The 15,146-nt window shown below is 67.3% G+C and carries 9 protein-coding genes; 7 read left to right on the top strand and 2 right to left on the bottom strand.

What is annotated here, in order from left to right; genetic code table 11:
• Positions 1-46: 46 nt before the first annotated feature.
• The gene (locus tag G5S35_RS33770; protein WP_183040619.1) at positions 47-2,332 is read left to right on the top strand and encodes a TonB-dependent receptor; all 2,286 of its coding nucleotides are present in this window, start codon (positions 47-49) and stop codon (positions 2,330-2,332) included.
• 115 nt (positions 2,333-2,447) lie between these two features.
• On the opposite strand, the gene G5S35_RS33765 is transcribed toward G5S35_RS33770, so the two are convergent.
• On the bottom strand, positions 2,448-3,116 hold the full coding sequence (locus G5S35_RS33765; protein WP_110327141.1) for an O-methyltransferase: 669 nt from the start codon (positions 3,114-3,116) through the stop codon (positions 2,448-2,450).
• Between the two features lie 454 nt (positions 3,117-3,570).
• Here G5S35_RS33765 and G5S35_RS33760 point away from each other — a divergent pair, with 454 nt between their 5' ends.
• A complete protein-coding gene (locus G5S35_RS33760; RefSeq protein ID WP_124261514.1) occupies positions 3,571-4,224 on the top strand; it encodes a TetR/AcrR family transcriptional regulator in 654 nt (217 codons plus the stop codon).
• 251 nt (positions 4,225-4,475) lie between these two features.
• Here the strand turns inward: G5S35_RS33760 and G5S35_RS33755 are convergent, their stop codons facing one another.
• Entirely contained in the window at positions 4,476-4,703 is a 228-nt protein-coding gene (locus tag G5S35_RS33755; protein WP_183040618.1) for a hypothetical protein, read from the bottom strand.
• Positions 4,704-4,739: 36 nt separating this feature from the next.
• Between G5S35_RS33755 and G5S35_RS33750 the strand changes: the two genes are divergently transcribed.
• The 5 genes from G5S35_RS33750 to bcsE all read left to right on the top strand — a co-directional run bounded on the left by G5S35_RS33750 (position 4,740) and on the right by bcsE (position 15,145).
• Positions 4,740-5,216 carry a hypothetical protein gene (locus tag G5S35_RS33750; protein ID WP_183040617.1) on the top strand — a complete coding sequence of 159 codons (477 nt, stop codon included), beginning with the start codon at positions 4,740-4,742 and terminating at the stop codon, positions 5,214-5,216.
• Between the two features lie 195 nt (positions 5,217-5,411).
• A complete protein-coding gene (bcsB, locus tag G5S35_RS33745) occupies positions 5,412-7,856 on the top strand; it encodes a cellulose biosynthesis cyclic di-GMP-binding regulatory protein BcsB (RefSeq protein ID WP_183040616.1) in 2,445 nt (814 codons plus the stop codon).
• A gap of 2 nt (positions 7,857-7,858) precedes the next feature.
• Positions 7,859-9,193 carry a cellulose synthase complex periplasmic endoglucanase BcsZ gene (gene bcsZ, locus G5S35_RS33740; protein WP_237181939.1) on the top strand — a complete coding sequence of 445 codons (1,335 nt, stop codon included), beginning with the start codon at positions 7,859-7,861 and terminating at the stop codon, positions 9,191-9,193.
• Positions 9,163-13,212, top strand: a complete 4,050-nt coding sequence (locus G5S35_RS33735; RefSeq protein WP_237181937.1) for a cellulose synthase subunit BcsC-related outer membrane protein — start codon at positions 9,163-9,165, stop codon at positions 13,210-13,212. Before bcsZ ends, G5S35_RS33735 begins: the two co-directional genes overlap by 31 nt.
• A 58-nt stretch (positions 13,213-13,270) precedes the next feature.
• Complete coding sequence (gene bcsE / locus G5S35_RS33730; RefSeq protein WP_074983343.1) at positions 13,271-15,145, top strand: cellulose biosynthesis protein BcsE; 1,875 nt, start codon at positions 13,271-13,273, stop codon at positions 15,143-15,145.
• Position 15,146: the final 1 nt, after the last annotated feature.

Raw genomic sequence — 15,146 nt, 5'->3', positions numbered from 1 at the left:
TGGCATCGCGGCGCGGCAATAACGACACACACCGTTTCGATTTTTTATGTCCGCACCCCGTTTGTCCGTGCCGCGCCCTGCTGCGGCCGATGCACCGAAGTCGCCGTTCCCGCCCGCCGCCTCTGTCTCCCGCCACGCTACACGTCACGCCTCGCGTCACGCCATCCTCGCCGCCATCGCCGTAGCCTTCGCGCTGCCCGCCGCCGCGTTCGCGCAGACGAGCGGCAACGCCGACGCCGGCAACACGGGCAACGACGCCGCCACCGCCGGCAAGAGCAACGCCACGCTGCCCACGGTCAAGGTGCAGGCGGCCAAAGACGCCCTGCCCGGCGACCTCGCGCCGACTTACGGCGGCGGTCAGGTCGCGCGCGGCGGCAATTTCGGCGCGCTCGGCCAGCAGAAGAACATCGACATGCCGTTCAGCATGACGACCTACACGGCCAAGGCGATTCAGGACAAGCAGGCGCGCACCATCGCGGACGTGCTCTCGAACGACCCGGCCGTGCGCACCGCCTACGGCTACGGCAACTTCCAGGAGGTCTACGTCATCCGCGGCTTCCAGCTCGACAGCGACGACGTCTCGCTCAACGGCCTCTACGGCATCACGCCGCGCCAGATGGTGGAAACGCCCGCCATCGAGCGCGTGGACGTGTTCAAGGGCGCGAGCGCGTTCCTGAACGGCGCGTCGCCGAACGGCAGCTCGATCGGCGGCAGCGTGAACCTGCAACTGAAGCGCGCCGACGACAAGCCGCTGACCGAAGTCACGCTCGACGGCAGCGCCTCGGGCGAGTTCGGCACGCACGTCGACGTCGGCCGCCGTTTCGGCGATCAGGACCAGTTCGGCATTCGCGTGAACCAGGCGAACCGCGACGGCGAAACGAGCATCGACGGCGAGCACCGCCGCAACAACCAGACGGCCGTCGCGCTCGACTATCGGGGCGAGAAGCTGCGTCTCGAAGCCGACTTCCTCTATCAGCGCCAGCATGTGTCGGATGGCCGTCCGGTCGCGTACGTCTCCGGCGACTCGATTCCTGCCGTGCCCTCGGCGAGCTACAACTACGGCCAGACGTGGTCCGCCAGCCAGACCGAAGACACGGTCGGCATCCTGCGCGCCGAATACTACTTCCTGCCGGGCTGGACCGCCTACGTGGCGGGCGGCGCGCGGCACAGCACCGAAAGCGGCCAGTATTCGTCGCCCTACTACACCGACCCGACGCTCACGACGGCCTCGCGCATGTACGTGCCGCGCAAGGAAGACGCGACCTCGGCGGAAGTCGGCGTGCGCGGCCACTTCAACACCGGTCCGGTGAGCCATTTCGTGACGGCGGGTGCGTCGATCGTGAGCGTGCACACGGAGTCCGCGTGGAACATGTCGGGCAGCTTCAACACCGACCTCTACGACACGCCGCAAGTGGCGTTTCCGCCGTCGAAGTACTACTCGCAGGGTCTGGACGGCAATCCGCCGCTCACGTCGACGAGCCTGATGCGCAGCGTCGCGGCGTCGGACACGCTCGGCTTCTTCCACGACCGCGTGCTGTTCACGGTGGGCGTGCGTCACCAGGAAATCGTCTCGAACGCGTATTCGTCGTCGACGCTGCTGCAAACCGAGGCGTACAACGATTCGATCACCACGCCGCTGTTCGGCATTGTGTTCAAGCCGACCGAGCACATCGCGATCTACGCGAACCGCAGCGAGTCGCTCGCCGCGGGCAGCCAGGCGCCGGCCACGGCGATGAACGCCAACGCGCTGCTCGCGCCGGAGCGCACCAAGCAATATGAAGTGGGCGCGAAGTACGACAGCGGCAAGTTCGGCGCGCAACTGGCGCTGTATCAGCTCGAAAAGCCGCAGACCTACACCAACTCGTCCGGCTATTTCGTCGCCGACGGCAACGAGCGTCATCGCGGCGTGGAAGCGTCGGTGTTCGGCGAAGTCTACAAGGGCGTGCGTCTGATGGCGGGCGCGACCTACATCAACGCGGTGCAGCTCGACACCGGCACCAACGACGGCAATCGTCCGATCGGCGTGCCGAGCTTCATGTTCAACCTCGGCGCGGAATACGATCTGCCGTGGGTGCAGGGGCTGACGTTCTCGGCGCGCTACACGCACACGGGTCCGCAGTATCTGAATGCGACGAACACGCTGTCGATCAAGGCGTGGGACACGGTGGATCTCGGCGCGCGCTACAAGACCAGCGTGTTCGGCCGTCCGACCACCTTCCGCGCCGACGTCTACAACCTCACGAACAAGGCGTACTGGAGCTCGACGACCGGCGGCTATCTGACGATGGGCGCGCCGCGCACGGTGCTGTTCTCGATGACGACGGACTTCTAAGGCCGCCTCGGGCGCTGTTCGCCCAGGCATGAAAAACGCCGGTGCTGCGGAGGCAGCCCGGCTTTTTTTTATGGCGCGTTACTGATGGCGTGTTGCTGATTGTGCGCGCGCTCCTTCAAGCGCCGACGATCGTGATCGCGAAACCGTCCCAGCCTTTGCTGCCCACCGTCTGCACGGCCGTGGTGTCGAGCCGCGCGTCGGCGCTCACCTTATCGAAGTAATCGCGCAAGCCCGTGACATCGGCGTCGTGATCGTCGGCGTCGGCGATGCGGCCGCGGCGCACCACGTTGTCGGCGACGATCACCGTGCCCGGGCGCGAGAGTTTCAGCACGCGGTCGAGGTAGTTCGCGTTATTGCTTTTGTCCGCGTCGATAAAGACGAAATCGAACGGCGCCGTCTGCTCCGCCAGCATCGCGTCGAGCGAGTCGAGCGCGAGTCCCGTGATCACGCTCACGCGGTCCGCGAGATTCGCATGCGCGATGTTCGCACGCGCAACGGCCGCGTTTTCCGGGCTGTATTCGAGCGACACGAGCTGACCGCCGGGCGGCAGCGCACGCGCGAGCCAGATCGCGCTATAGCCGCCCAGCGTGCCGATTTCGAGAATACGTTTCGCGCCCTGGATACGCGCGAGCAGATGCAGGAACTTGCCCTGATTCGGCGCGACGTTGATGGACCGAAGCCCCGCTTTCCCGCTCGCGGCGAGCGCGTGGTCGAGGGCGTCGTCGGCGCCGATCAGGCGTTCGGTGAACCAGTCGTCGACGGCTTGCCAGGTTTGCTCGTTCATTGCTGCGCTCCTCGGAATCGTGCGGTGATGTGCGGTGTGCAATCAGGTGGACGCGGCAAGCTTAGCGCAGTCGTCGCGAGGCGCGCAGGTTCGCGCGCGACCCTAAGCCGCCATTCATGCCGATTCGTATTCGCTGTGCGGCGACTCACTGCGACTCGGTGCTTTTTTCGCGGGATTTCGTGACGGATTAAATCGGCATTCGCTTTCGATTGAGGCAAGGATGAATTGCCGTCATGCGCACACTTATCCTTACATAACCTTTCACAAGGAATTGAAAGACGTTTTCATCCGTTCAATGCAGCATCTTTGATAGTATTCACGCGTTTGTTCTCCAAATGCTTTGGATTTGCAGCCATGAACCGGCGACGCATTGCGCATCGTCCTGGTGCACGCGCAGGATTCGCTGTGCAGTACGAAGCGTGCGGAGAACCTCGTTCTACCATCAAGGTGCCCCTTGGATACCGATACCACTATGCCCGCCGAAGCTCCTCCTGTCGCACGCGGCAGGGGCCGGCCGGTAACGATCACGCGCGAGGCGCGCCGCGAGCAGATTCTCAAGGCGGCCGAGGGCCTGTTCAAGCTGTCCGGCTACGCCGCGACCAGCATGGCCGATATCGCGCGCGTGTGCGAAACCTCGAAGCGCACGATCTATGAACTCTTCCCCACCAAGGAAGAACTGTTTCGCGCACTGGTGGCCGACGCGGAGTCGTTCCCCGACGTGCAGCACGAAATCGACGACGCGCTTTCGCCGCAAGCCGTGCTCGAAGCCACACTCGCCGAAATGGCGCATTACGTGCTGAGCGAGCGGCATGTGACCGTGAGCCGTCTGGTGATTGCCGAATCGAATGCCTTTCCCGAGATTCGCCAGCACTATTACGATCAGGGCATTCATCGCAGCAAGCAGTTTCTGGAATCGCGGCTCGCATTGCTGATCGAACGCGGACGTATTGCGCCCGTGAATATCGATCGCATGGCCGACATGCTGTTCGGCGCCGTGATCGGCACGCATTTGATTGCCGCTATCAGCTATCGGCAGACGCCGGATATGAATGATGTCGCCGCGCGCGCGCGCGAATCCATCGCCGGGCTGATCAAACCTGTCGATTAATCGACGGATTAAGAACGGCTGAAAAACAAGCGCCAAGGTTCTCGCCAACCTTGGCGCTTTTTTGTGCGCGGCGTATTGCAGAAGCCATTCGCGCTTTGCGCATCGAAAAAAATAATTCGGCAAGCGCGCATTCGCATCCGCAAGCAACGCGCGATTCGTCTGAATGATTTTTCCCGATTCATTGCGGCATTCACGCCAGGACGCCGCCGACGAAACCAGAGCGTGTGCTGCGTCGAATTCGATCGCCGGTTTTACGCAATCAAACGAATCGCTTTCCTCGCCATCCAATCAGGATCGCTAATCAATTGAATCTGCATGCTCGAACCGATTGACTCGCGAAGCGAGCGCGGCGGTTCCGCGCCCGGATTGCTGCCGCTGTCGATTGACGGGTTCGCGATGGTGGGGCGCGGAGTCGGCGTTCGTCGCGCGCCGCGTTCGCGCTTGCCGACCTCGCCGTGTTCGGCGAACACGCGCGGCATGCGTCACGGCCGTCCGGTGATCGCCAGGCGGCGCGGATGCGCTCGAAAGCGGCTCAGGGCGGGCCATGCGGGCCGCGCTTGCGTGTCAATGTACGCAATCGTTTGCGCAATCATGTGCGCTGTTGCGCCGCGTTTCGTCTGGCCGGCTGCGCTCACGATCCCGTCGAACCTGGCGGCGCTCATGCGCTGTGGAAGATCGCGCATCGCCGTCGGTCGGTGAAGCTCGAAGCGCAAGCCAAACTGCCGCGCAATCGTTTGGCACGCTGCATGCGGTCGCCGCAAACGTTCGCGCATGGCATTCATCTGACAAACACATGGCGCATTCGGCAAACTCATACTCGCGCCTTTGCCCCCAATCTGCGCGCGCTTTTTTCATTCGGGTTCGCAATGAAAGCGAACCGCAATGTGCCATCCAGCGCCGTCATACCAGGGATTATCGGTATCGCTTTAAATCGCATGAGTCAATTTCCGTTGCGCGAAAACGACTACCAGGCACGCAATGACGTTGTTTAACAATTCAAGTTGGATAAACAGTGCTCAATCCCATGTCGTTATTGAGCAGACTCAGATAAACTCCGACGAATCTCAAAATAACGCGCTGGCGCTGTTCCCGGATAAGGCGGGTATTTCGAGACCGCCAACATCACTAGACGGCTGACTGTGCGAATCGGGGGCAGTCGTCGCGAATAAGACAAAGGGCCGTTTGCGATGCGAGTTTCCGTTCATGTCCGCCTGGGTGCGTTGATCGCCGGGCTGTTGGTGGGATCGAGTTTGCTCGCAGCCGACAAGCCCGCTCCCGCAACCGCCGCCAGCAAAGCCGCCGCACCAGGCACGCCAAATGCTCATCCGCCCGGCGGCGCGCCAGCCTCCGCTGCGAATGTGGCGAACGCAACGATCGCCGCGACCGCGGCGAGCCCGTCCGCGCAAGGCGCCGGTCCCGCCGTGATCCAGACCGCGCCCGGCACCGTCGCGATGCCCAACGACAACGCCAATCCGGCGCCGCTCGGGCCGCCGCGCACGCATGTGTTTTCGCTGCGCGATATGGGCGTGTACGGGCCGATGGAATTGCGCGGCCTCGATCCGACCGGCTACATGAACGTCGACGTGCGCACCGACGAAGTCGTGACGAGCGCAAAGCTGCGCCTCATGTATACGTACTCGCCGTCGCTGATCTATCCGCTTTCGCATCTGAAAGTCTTCGTCAACGGCGAAGTGGTCGCGACCATTCCGCTTGTGAAGGAAAGCGCCGGCCAGCTCGTGACGAGCGAGATCAATCTCGATCCGCGCCTGTTCACCGACTACAACCGCATCAGCGTGCAAATGATCGCGCACTACACGCTCGATCATTGCGAAGACCCGTACCACACGACGCTGTGGACCGACGTCGCGCCGCAGACCACGCTCACGCTGAACACGGCGGGCATCAATCTGCCCAACAGCCTCGCGCTGCTGCCGGTGCCGTTCTTCGACCGTCACGACAACCGCCTGTTGCGCGTGCCGTTCGTGCTCGCCGCCAACGCGGGCGTGCCGACGCTGCATGCGGCCGGCGTGGTGTCGTCGTGGCTCGGCGCACTCGCGAGCTATCGCGGCGCACGCTTCCCGGTCACGCGCACGGCGCCCGCCGACGCCAACGCCGTCGTGCTCGCGCTGCCGGGTCAGGTGCCGGAAGGCATCTCGTTGCCTGAAATCAAAGGCCCGACGATCAGCGTGATGAACAACCCGGCCGCCGATCCGCAGTCGGGCCGCAAGCTGCTGGTGCTCGCGGGCCGCACGCCCGAGGAACTGGAGAAGGCCGCCGACGCCCTCGTGCTCGGCCAGGCCGGCATGGCGGGCAGCAGCGTGATCGTGCAGTCGGTCGATCTGGGTCCGGCGCGCAAGCCCTACGACGCGCCGAACTGGGTGCCGACCGACCGCCCCGTGCTGATGCGCGAGCTGGTGAGCGATCCTCAGCAGTTGCAGGTGTCGGGCTACAACCCGCCCGCGATCCGCGTGAACATGCGCGTGCCCGCCGACCTCTACGCGTGGGCGCGCACCAATGTGCCGCTCGACATCCGCTATCGCTACACGGCGCCGTCGACCTGGAACGATTCGATCCTCAACGTCAGCATCAACGACCAGCTCGTGCGCTCGCAGCGCCTGAAGCCCGTCACGCGCGCCTCCGACGAAACGCGCATCAGCGTGCCGCTGCTCTCGGGCACCGACGCGCGCGCCGCCAGCAACATCGAAATCCCGGCCTTCCGCGTGGGCTCGAACAACCAGTTCCAGTTCCAGTTCCATATCGATTCGCAGAAGACCGGCCTGTGCACCTCGACGGCCGCCGACGTGGCGCGCGCCGCCATCGACCCCGATTCGGTGATCGATTTCAGCGGCTTCGCGCACTACACGGCGCTGCCGAACCTCGCCTTCTTCGCCAACAGCGGCTATCCGTTCACGCGCATGGCGGATCTCGCGCAGACGGCCATCGTGATTCCCGACACGCCGAACGCGCAGGACCAGGAAGCCGTGCTGACGATGCTCGGCCACATGGGCCAGTGGACCGGTCTGCCCGCGCTGCGCGCGACGCTCGTGCCCGCCAGCAAGATCGACAGCGTGAGCGGCGACGACCTGCTCGTGATCGGCTCGGGCTCGGCCGCCGACCTGCTCGCGAAATGGGGCAAGGACCTGCCGCTGCTGATCGAGCGCGGCAAGACCGAAGTGACGACGCGCGACCAGAAGAGCGGCTGGCCGGGCTGGCTCGGCGGCACCGAGGACGACGACGAGCCGAGGCCCGCGGGCCGCTCGATCGTCACGCTCGGCGGTCCGATGGCGGCGCTGATCGGCTTCGAGTCGCCGCTCAAATCGGGGCGCAGCGTGGTGGCGCTGTCCAGTACGTCGTCGGCGCAGCTCGGCGACGTGCTCGACGCGCTCGACGACAGCGGCAAGGTCGCGGCGATCCACGGCGACCTGACCGTGGTGCGCCAGAACGAAGTGGAAGGGCTGCGCGTGGGCGAGCGTTATTTCGTCGGCGATCTGCCCTGGTACGCGCGCGCCTGGGTGCATATCTCGCGCTATCCGTCGCTGATGGCCGTGGCCGGGATTCTCGCGGGCCTGATCGTCGCGCTGACGGTGTTCTGGGCGCTCGGACGCATGGCTGCCCGCCGCACCGGAGACTGAACGTGCCGACCGGGTTGAGGGCCAAGCCCTGCCTCACGCGCTGGCTCGCGGCCAGCGCCTGCGCGCTCGCGCCGCTGCTGCTCGGCGCGCCCGCGTCCGCGCTTGCCGCGACGGCGAACGCGAACGCGAGGACGCCTGCTGCGAAGACGACGTCGGCTGCCGCGCCGCAAGCGCCCGCCTGCGCGTGGTCCGACTGGACCGCGTTCAAGGGCGCGCTGCTGTCCGCCGACGGACGCGTGATCGACGCCAGTTCGCCGCGTCAGGTGACGGTCTCCGAAGGCCAGTCGTACGCGCTCTTCTTCGCGCTCGTCGCGAACGACCGCGCGGCCTTCGACAAGATCCTCGCGTGGACCGAGAACAATCTCGCCCAGGGCGATCTCGCGGCGCATTTGCCCGCGTGGATCTGGGGGCGCACCGACATCGACGAAAACGGCGCGCCGGTCGTGGCTTCGGCTGCGTCGGCCGCGTCGTCCAGCCCCGCTACGCAGACGCAAACCGGCACGTGGGGCGTGATCGACACCAACTCCGCCAGCGACGCCGATCTCTGGATCGCCTACACGCTGCTCGAAGCGGGCCGCCTCTGGAACGTGCGCCGCTACACGGCGATCGGCACGGTGATGGCGCGCAACGTCCTGCGCCGCGAGACGGCCGCGCTGCCCGGCCTCGGGCGCACGGTGCTGCCCGGCCCGGTCGGCTTCACGCTCGACAAGAACACGTGGCGTCTGAACCCGAGCTACGTGCCGCTGCAGGTCATGCGCCGCTTCACGCTCGCGATGCCCGAGAAGGAACGTCCCGAGTGGAAGTCGCTGCTCGGCAGCTCGGCGAAGCTCGTCAACGGCACCGCGCCGAAAGGCTTTTCGCCCGACTGGGTCGTCTACCGCGCGCGGGGCAACAAGGGCGATTTCGGCGCCGACGAACCGACGCACGCCGAAAGCGCCTATAACGCGATCCGCGTCTATCTGTGGGCGGGCATGCTCGCCTACGACGACCCGGCGCGCAGCGCGACGCTCGCGACCTTCGCGCCGCTCTCCGCCTTCGTGGCCGCGCACGGCTTTCCGCCCGAGCGCGTCAATACGCAGACCGGCGAGCCCGGCCCGAACGAGGGCAACGGCGGCTTTTCGGCGGCAGTTGCGCCGTATCTGTCGGCACTCGGCCGCACCGATCTGTCCGACGCGCAGGTCGAACGCAGCCGCACGCTCGCGCAAAAATCGCCGCCCGGCTATTACAGCAGCGTGCTGATGCTGTTCGGCCTCGGCTATCTGCAAGGCCTTTATCACTTCGATGCGCAAGGCCGCGTGATCCCCGCATGGACGGCTCAATGCCCGGCAGCGCGATGAACGCCCTCGCGAAAGCTCCGCGCGCCGGCTCGCGCGCGCGTCGGCTCGCGCCGCGGCTGTCGGCCCGCATCGCCTCGATGCTCGCGCTGCTGATCGCCGCGTCGCCGCTGGCCGTGCGCGCGCAGAGTGGCCAGAGCACGCCGATCGTGCAAAACGCCCAGAACACGCGCCAGCCCGCCGCGAACGCCGCCGCGCCCGCCGCGCAGGCCGCGCAACTGCTCTCGGCAGCGCGCATGTGGATGGCGAAGAACCGTCCCGACGTCGCGCGCGGTCTCGTGCAGAAGGCGCTGCTGTTCGATCCGCAGCAGCCCGACTCGCTCGCGCTGATGGGCGAGATCGAACTGCGCTCGAACCACACGGCCGAAGCCGCCAAACTGCTCGCGCAACTGAAGAAAGTCGCGCCGAACGCGCCCGCGACCCATGAGCTGTCCGATGCCTACCGCGTCGCGACCAGCGACAAGAACGAACTCGCGCAGATCCGCCTGCTTTCCAGCGCGGGCAAGTCCGACGAAGCCGCCGCGCGCATGAAGAAGCTGTTCCCGGGCGGTGCGCCGCGCGGCGACCTCGCGCGCGACTATTACCGTATCGTCGCGGGCACGGACGCGGGCCGCGTGCAGGTCATCGACGAACTGCGCGCGCGTCTGAAGCGCAATCCGAACGACACCGACGCCGCGCTGATTCTCGGCGACATGCTGACCGACCGCGCCAGCACGCGCATGGAAGGGCTGAATCTGCTGTACACCGTCTATCAGCGTCAGGACGGCAATCGCGCCGACGCGCTGGAGCGCTGGCGCCGCGCGCTCGGCAGCGCGGGACGCGACGATCCGGCCTATTACGTCTGGTATCTGCGCTATCTGCAGGAAGTCCCCGACGACACCGACGCGCAGCAAACCGTCGCCGACCTCGCGAAGAAGCTCGGGCCGAAGGCCGTCGCGCAGGCCAATGCGGCGGCGGCGAACGGCAAGCCCTACAACGTGGCGTCGAGCGGCACCGGCTCGTCAGGTTCGGCGCGCTCGTCGGCTTCATCGGGTACGTCGCGCGTGCGCGTGGCCGGTCCCGGCGCGCGCGCCCGCAACCAGGGTCTCGCGCAACTGGCGCGCGGCGATCTCAAGGATGCCGAAGCGTCGCTGCAAACCGCCCAGCGCGCGAGCCCGAACGACGGCGAGACGATCGGCGCGCTCGGCCTCGTGCGTCTGCGAGAAGGCCGTCAGGACGAGGCGCGCGCCCTGTTCGCGCGCGCCATCAAGCTCGATCCCGACAACGCCGGCAAGTGGCGCAGTCTCGAACACACGGCGGCCATCTGGGGCACCATCGGCCGCGCTCGCGACGCCAACGCGCAAGGCAAGCCCGAGCAGGGCGAAGCGCTCGCGCGCGAGGCGCTCAAGCTCGATCCGGGCAACGCCACGGCCACGCGCCTGCTCGCCGACTCGCTGATGGCGCAGAAGAAGTGGAGCGAGGCCGAGGCCGTGCTGCGTCCGCTCGTGACGGCGAAGGAGCCCGATCTCGACGCGCTGCGCAGCCTCGTCACCGTGCTGCGCGAAACCCATCGCGACAACGAGATCGGTCCGCTGATCACCGCGACGGCGCCGCGCCTGTCGGGCTCCGAAGCGGAACTGAAACGTCTGCACGCCGAACTGCTGGCGATCCAGGCCGACCAGCTGCTCGCCGAAAACCGCAAGAGCCCGGCCATCGCCAAGCTCGAAGACGCCGTGCGCCTCACGCCCGACGACGCCTGGACGCGCTTCACGCTCGCGCGCCAGTATCGCGACCTGAATCTGCCCGCGCTCGGCCGTCAGGTGATGGAGGACGGCCTGAAGGCCTCGCAGGCGTCCGACATGCGTTACGCGACGGCGCTGTATCTGAATTCCGTCGACGACATCGGCGGCGCCGCCGCGCAGCTCGATGCCGTGCCGGCCGCCGAACGCAGCGACGGCATGCGCGAGCTGATGGGCAATCTCGCCGCGCAGAAGAAGCTCGCGCAGGCCCGCCAGCTGATCGCGCAAGGCAAGGAAGACGAGGCGCGCGCGCTGCTCGACTCAGCCGCCGCGGACGCCAGTGCGGCCAACGATCCGCAGATGCTCGCCTCGGTGGGCCGCGAGTGGATCGCGCTCGGCGAAACCGACAAGGGGCTCAAGCTCGTGCAGGACTGGCTCGCCGCGCATCCGTCCGACGACGGCGCGAACGGCGCGCGCGTGCGCTACGGCGAACTGCTCGGCGCCGCCAACCGCGACGACGACTGGTCGAAGTGGATCGACGCCACGCGTGCGCAGCCGGGCCTGACCGACGAACAGCGCGCCGATCTCGACGATCAAGAACTGCGTCTGGCCGTGCGCGCGACCGACCGTCAGATCGACAACGGCGACTTCCGCAGCGCGCAGCGCACGCTCGACGCGGTGCCGTCGCGCCTGAAGTCGAACCGCCGCTGGCTGCTCGAGGAAGCCGATCTGCTCGAAGCGAAGGGTGACTACAAGGGCGCGCTGGCGGCGGCGCAAAAGGTGCTCGCGGCCAATCCGGACGACGCCGACGCGCGCCTGACCGTGGCGCGTCTGTACGAGCGCATGGGCCGCGACCGCGAAGCCACGCAACTGGTGCGCGACGTGCTCGCCGACACGCCCGAGGACGACGTGGACACGCGCCTCGCGATCGCGCGGCGCTTCACCGCGCAAGGGCGCAACCAGGAAGCGCAGGACGTGATCGATCCGCTGCGCGAGCGCTATCCGGACCGCTCGGACGTGACGATCCAGGCGGGCCGCGTGGCGCAGTCGCGCGGCGATTACAACGATGCCGCCAGCCTCTATCGCAGCTCGCTCGTGCAGGAACAGGCGGAAGGCGAACAGGCCGGTCCGGACGGTCTGACCTCGGGCGCGCGTGCGCTGCAAGGTCTCGACGACCGCCGCCAGGGGCAGATCGCGACCGAGTGGTATCAGTCGAATCTGTCGGGCGACCCGGGCATCTCGGAGCTGCACGCCACCGAAGTGCCGCTCTACGTGCGGATTCCGAACGGTTATTCGGGCCATTATTTCTTCCACGCCGACACGGTCTACCTGAACGCGGGCACGCTGCCCGCGGGCAGCGAAGGCGTGTACGACTACGGCAAGTCGCCCGCGCTCAGCAACGCGAACGTGCCCGCCATCAACGAGACCGCCACCGGCGTGGCGCTCGCGGCGGGCTACGAATTCAGCGGCGCGAATACGAGCTGGCGCGCCGACATCGGCAGCACGCCGATCGGCTTCCCGATCTCGAGCGTGCTGGGCGGCCTGCTGTATCGCTACGACTTCCAGCATGCGTCGGTGTCGGTGGACCTCTCGCGGCGCGCCATGACGAGCAGCCTCGTGTCCTACGCGGGCGGACGCGATCCGATCACCGGCGAAACCTGGGGCGGTGTGGTCCGCAACGGCCTGACCGTGCGCGGCGCGCACGACTTCGGGCCGGGCACGCTGTTCACGAGCCTCGGCTTCGGCCTGCTGACCGGCACCAACGTGCCGACCAACCAGGAATTCAAGGTGCGCAGCGGCTACGACTGGACGGTCTGGCGGCGGCCCGACCAGTCGGTGTCGAGCGGCCTGACGATCAACTACTGGAAGTATTCGAAGAACGAGCACTTCTACACCTTCGGCAACGGCGGCTATTACAGCCCGCAGAGTTATCTGTCGTTCAGCCTGCCGCTCGACTGGACCGGACGCTGGGGCAAGCTTTCGTGGGAAATCGACGGCTCGGTGGGCGTGTCGTTCACCAACGAAGACCGCTCGCCCTATTTCCCGACGCGCCCCGATCTGCAGGCGCTCGCGGGCGATCCGTTCTTCGGCGGCGGCTCGGGCGGCGGCTTCAGCTACACGGCGGAAGCCGCGCTCGAATACCGCGTGACGCCGCACTTCGTGGTGGGCGGCCGTTTCCGGCTTGACCGCTCGCGCGACTACGCGCCGAACGTGGGCCTGGTGTACCTGCGCTATTTCTTCTCGCCGCAGCATGGCCCGGTGCCTTACCCGCCGACGCCTGTCAGGCCATACTCGGAATATTGAGGCATCGTATGAAGACTTCGACCCGAACCGTCATCGCCACCGCGAACCGGGCGACCCGATGAACGAGCCTATCCGCGCACCCCAAAGCCCGGCCGCCGATGCGCGCGCGCCGCGCCAATCGCTGCTCGCGCGCCTGTCGCAGCGCGAGCCGCTGGCGATCGACGGCCTGCCGCCCGCGCTCGCCGCGCTCGGCTCGGGCCAGGTGCACATCGTCTATGCGAACGCCTCGCCCGCGCGCGACGCGCTGTTCTGGGAAACCGCCGCCGCCGCGCTCGAAGGTCCGGCCACGGTGCTCTCCACGCGCGACGGCGCGAGCATCGCGGCCATGCTGCGCGAGCGCGGCATCGACATCGACCGGCCCGGCTCGACGCATCACTGGGCCAACGTCTGCTCGCTCGCGCCGCTCGAAGGCCGCGACGGCGCGCAGGTGCTGATCGAGGCGCTCGACGCGCTCGCCAACCAGTGCGCCGCGCCCGCGAGCCAGTTCTATCTCGAAGGCGCCGAAGCCTTCTTCGACTGGCACGACGCCGCGTCGCTCGCGCGCCAGGGCGCGCTGCTCGCGAGCTGGTGCGCGCAGCATCGTTACGGCGTGCTGCTGCTGGCCGAACCGCCGGGTCTCGGCGACGACAACGCGCATCCCGAGCTGACCGCCTTCCAGGCGCGCTTCGCGGGCGCGGCGCAACTACTGCAGACGCAGGGCCAGTTCCATTGGGAAGTGGCGTTCTGGCGCTCCGAAGACGCCGTGCTCGGCAGCCAGTCGCTGCCGCTGCGTTTTTCGGCGCTCGATCACCGTCTGACCGTGGACGGCGGCACCTTCGCGCAAACGGCGACCGAAGTCGGCCTGCTCGCGCCCGACGAAGGCCGCGTGATCGTCTCGCGCGACGCCGTGATCAACGAGCGCGTGCTGCCGCCCGCCTGGCAGGTCGTCGACGACAACGAAGCGGCGCTCGGCGCCTCGCGCACCGCCGTCGCCGCGACGGTGATCCTCGACTTCGGCACGAGCCGCCAGCTCGAATCGCTCGCGGAACAGGTCCACACGCTGCGGCTGCAATGCGGCAACGCGCTCAAGATCATCGTGCGCGAGGAAGCGGTGGCGATGCGCTACGAGTCGCTCATGCTCAATCTGGGCGCGAACCGCGTGATCGCGCGTCACACCACGCTCTCGCAGGTGGAAGCGATCGTCGACAGTCTGCAGGGGCAGGTGTATTCGCGTCCGGTGCCCGCCGACTATCGCCAGGCGCTCGCGGGCGTCATGCACGGCGAGGAAAGCGGCTACGTGGGCGCGGCGCATTTCGTCGAGCTGGTGCGCGCGGCCGTCGAACGCAGCCGCGTGATCCAGTTGCCGAGCGTGCTGATCCGGCTCGCGCTGATGCCCGAGGTCGCGCACGTCGACGCGCTCAAGGCGTGTCAGTTGCGCCGCGCGGGCGACATCGCGACCGCCGCCGGCGACAGCCTGTACGTGTTCTTCTTCGCCTGCCGCCTCGGCGACGCCGACGCGGTGCTGCAGCGCGTGTTCAAGAATCCGCTCGCGGAGCTGTTCCAGGGCGAGCAGCGCTGCGGCGATCCGAATTCGATCGGCGCGCTGCTCGAAACGCTCGAAGACGAAATCGACGCGCAGACGCCGCCCGATTATTCCGGCTGGCTCGCGATTCACGCGCCGCAAACGCCGCGCGGGGCCGCGTCGGCGCCGAGCGCTGCGGCGGCGGCGGCCGGGACTTCCGCGAACGATGTGACAACCGCAGCGACAACCGCAGCGGCCGCCGCCTCGCCCGCTCCCGCGCCTCAGGCCGTGCAGGACCCCGATCTGCTTCCCGCGCTGCCCGTGCTCGACGACGCGCCGCCCGCCGCCACCGCCGAGGGCGCGCCGCGGGCGAAAGCCACGCGCGCCGAACCGCGCCGCGCCGCGCTGCCGCTCAAAGCCCAGGACCGCTAAC

The sequence above is a fragment of the Paraburkholderia tropica genome (assembly GCF_014171495.1).
In the GTDB taxonomy this organism is placed as follows: Bacteria; Pseudomonadota; Gammaproteobacteria; order Burkholderiales; family Burkholderiaceae; genus Paraburkholderia; species Paraburkholderia tropica.
The sequence above is the reverse complement of the archived record's forward strand: the minus strand, read 5'-3'. Positions and strand labels throughout refer to the sequence as shown.

Bases quoted from the DNA above. Each gene is read 5' to 3' on its own strand.
- G5S35_RS33765 (WP_110327141.1), bottom strand. From the start codon at position 3,116: ATGAACGAGCAAACCTGGCAAGCCGTCGACGACTGGTTCACCGAACGC.
- G5S35_RS33770 (WP_183040619.1), top strand. From the start codon at position 47: ATGTCCGCACCCCGTTTGTCCGTGCCGCGCCCTGCTGCGGCCGATGCA.
- bcsB (WP_183040616.1), top strand. From the start codon at position 5,412: ATGCGAGTTTCCGTTCATGTCCGCCTGGGTGCGTTGATCGCCGGGCTG.
- G5S35_RS33755 (WP_183040618.1), bottom strand. From the start codon at position 4,703: ATGCCGCGCGTGTTCGCCGAACACGGCGAGGTCGGCAAGCGCGAACGC.
- G5S35_RS33750 (WP_183040617.1), top strand. From the start codon at position 4,740: ATGCGCTCGAAAGCGGCTCAGGGCGGGCCATGCGGGCCGCGCTTGCGT.
- bcsE (WP_074983343.1), top strand. From the start codon at position 13,271: ATGAACGAGCCTATCCGCGCACCCCAAAGCCCGGCCGCCGATGCGCGC.
- G5S35_RS33735 (WP_237181937.1), top strand. From the start codon at position 9,163: ATGGACGGCTCAATGCCCGGCAGCGCGATGAACGCCCTCGCGAAAGCT.